This is a genomic window from Komagataeibacter intermedius TF2 (assembly GCF_000964425.1).
GTDB classification, from domain to species: Bacteria; Pseudomonadota; Alphaproteobacteria; order Acetobacterales; family Acetobacteraceae; genus Komagataeibacter; species Komagataeibacter intermedius.
This window is the reverse complement of record NZ_BANF01000417.1, coordinates 1-839: the sequence shown is the minus strand read 5'-3', so window position 1 is coordinate 839 and position 839 is coordinate 1. Positions and strand designations below refer to the sequence as shown.

The following is an 839-nucleotide window of genomic DNA, read 5'->3' as shown; positions in this document are numbered from 1 at the left end:
CGCGAGCGAACATTCCCCTACCTATGATCAGCTTGTTGACCCGGCCTTTTTCAAGGCTGGCGTGTCGTCACGCCATCCGACCGGTGCGGATGTCGATCGTACCAAAATACCGGCAGGCCTCATGCTGGTCGACGATCATGGGGTGTACCTGATGTCGAATGGTTATCCGGACTTCAGTGACGCTGAGGGTCAGGGGAACCTTGTCGCCTATGCCGTCGAAGCGGACCCGCGCACATGTCCTGACGACTGGTACGATGTCAAACGCGCGTCATTTGGCGGCGACGATGGCGCGGAATTTCTTTCTGCCGACACCATCCGCAAGGCGCTGGAGGCGACTGCAGGCAGTCGTTTGTGGATTGATGTCACGCCTGCGCAGATCAGTTGCCCCTATCTGGCATCCCCGAAAACACCCTGACGCGAACAAGCATATGGCGGATATCGCGAGGACTATTATTTATTAACGTAAGAAAAAATGCAGGTAACGGGCGATGTCTGGGCGTAAAAAATAATATAAATCATGGTAAATATGATCGGAAACGCCATACTTAACAAGCCTATAGTAAGGCATTCCCTGTCATTGTTCTGCTTACGACATGGTTTTCAACGTCCGGCCCGCTTCATTTCCGATAACAAGTGCGGGTATGTGCCCGTGCCTGAGCAACCGAGGGAACTCGCCATGACTGAGAACTTCGAACGAAGCTTTGCGGAGCATGCAGAGCGGTTACTTCGCCATGAAAGAGCATGCAATGAAGCTTCAGCGCAAAATCGCAGGATCATCTTTGAAGCGCTTTCGGTATCTAGCACTACAGTTGTGTTTTGATGTGAGAGGCGTAGGCTTT

1 protein-coding gene is annotated in these 839 nt (G+C 52.3%); it reads left to right on the top strand.

Features of this window, described 5'->3' with window-relative positions; genetic code table 11:
* Positions 1-415, top strand: a 415-nt coding sequence (locus B7449_RS17795; protein WP_048883978.1) for a DUF3085 domain-containing protein, incomplete at its 5' end; no start/stop codon positions are given.
* Between the last annotated feature and the right edge of the window lie 424 nt (positions 416-839).